We start from the raw sequence: 1932 nt of genomic DNA on the forward strand, positions 1-1932 counted from the left end.
CTGGTCGGCTTCGAGCTGCAATTCGGGGCCTTCGCTGTGGCACAGCTACGGCTGCTGGCGGAGATGCTGGAAATCGGCGCAGACGCCACCCCGCGCCTATTCGTCACCGATACATTGGGCGACCCGTTCGAAACCTTCGAACGCGCGCCCGGAGTTTATGGTGCCATCTCCAGATCACGGGCTGAGGCAAACGAGGTCAAACAGAGCGAACCAATTACCGTGGTAATCGGCAATCCGCCCTACAAAGAGAAGGCCAAAGGTAAGGGCGCATGGATTGAGTCTGGCAGCGGCAACAAGGCCGCCCCTTACAAGGACTGGTTACCACCAAAGTCCTACGGCCGTGGTGCTACAGCAAACGCAAAACACCTGCGCAATCTCTACGTCTATTTCTGGCGCTGGGCCGCGTGGAAAGTTTTTGAGCAAGGCATCGGTGGACGTGATAAACAACCGCCGGTTGAAGAAAAGCTCTCGGGGATAGTCTGCTACATAACCGTAGCAGGATTTCTGAACGGCCCCGGCTTCCAAAAAATGAGGGCGGATCTCCGTCGCGACTGCGACGATATCTGGGTAATTGACTGCTCCCCCGAAGGCTTGCTGCCACCAGTTCCGAGCAGGATATTCCAAGGCGTAAAGCACCCGGTGTGTATCGTTCTTGCATTGCGAACACCTGCCAATGATCCAGCGAAACCGGCGAGAGTACGATATCGCGCTCTCGGCAAAGCCCACCGGAACGAGAAGTTTGTCGAACTGAGCACGATAAGTCTTGCGGGCTCGGAATGGAGCACATGCGGGAAAGACTGGAGAGATCCATTTCTGCCGCAGCACGCCGGTGGCTGGGCTGATTTTGTCGCAATCGAAGAAATTCTGGGCGACATGGGACTTGGCGTTATGCCTGGACGCGTTTGGCCCATTGCCCCCGATCAAGTCACCCTGAAGAAGCGGTGGAATACACTCATCTCCGAGCAAAAAGTCGATGCAAGATCCAAGCTCTTCCATCCGCACCTGAGCGGGGGGCCTTCACTGGACCGAGGGGCCAAGGCATTGGCCGGATATCATTCGCAAATTCAGTCCATCAATGGCGCACTGAAGGACGTGAATCATGCGGACCCGAAGATCGCTTCAACGGCCACCGCCAGCTTCGCCGAAGACCTTGTCCGCCCCGGTCTGCGCGTGCCGCTGACTGCCGACGCGGCGCTCTTCGCCGAGGCCGCAAAGCTGGGCCGCGAGGTGATCCGGCTGCACACCTTCGGGGAACGCTTCGCCACCGAAGATCCACCCCGTCCGCCGCGCGTTGGCGAAGGCGGCCCGACCCAGCCCAAGGACGGCGCAATCCCCTCCACGCCCGAGGGTTTTCCCGACACGCTCGAATACGATGCCGCCAGGCGCCGCCTGCTCGTCGGCACCGGTTTCATCGACAATGTTCCGCCCGCCGTCTGGGCCTATGAAGTCTCGGGCAAGCAGGTGCTGCGCCAGTGGTTCAGCTACCGCCGCAAGAACCGCGAACGCCCCCTGATCGGCGACAAGCGCCCGCCTTCTCCGCTGGGCGATATCCAGCCCGATCGGTGGTTGCCCGAATACACAAGCGAGCTCATCAACGTGCTCAATGTCCTGGCGCTGCTGGTCGAGCTGGAGCCGAAGCAGGCGGACCTTATGAAGCGTGTCTGCGACGGCCCCCTGATCCCCGCCAGCAAGCTGACGGCATGAACCCGTCCGCCATGGCTGACCGCGCATCCTGGGCCCTGAACCCGCAAGCGAAATCAATGCCGCGAGCATACCGGCCAGTGATGGCTATTTGGTCCCCATTCCGGAACAAACCAAGATTTTGGCCACGGCATCGCAGCAATCTCACGGCCGCACGGCCCCGCTTATCCCCAGCGGAAGCCCGAAAAATCATGCACTTCCAGAAACCGCTACAATTTCAGGATCACGGCC

At 60.1% G+C, this 1932-nt stretch carries 1 protein-coding gene; it reads left to right on the forward strand.

All coding sequences use genetic code 11. From position 1 onward, the window contains the following. Window positions 1–1704 (forward strand): type ISP restriction/modification enzyme (locus C0456_RS20235; protein WP_291056409.1); only part of this gene is annotated, 1704 nt, incomplete at its 5' end. Between the last annotated feature and the right edge of the window lie 228 nt (window positions 1705–1932).

Source organism: Hyphomonas sp. (assembly GCF_013823385.1).
Lineage (GTDB): Bacteria > Pseudomonadota > Alphaproteobacteria > Caulobacterales > Hyphomonadaceae > Hyphomonas.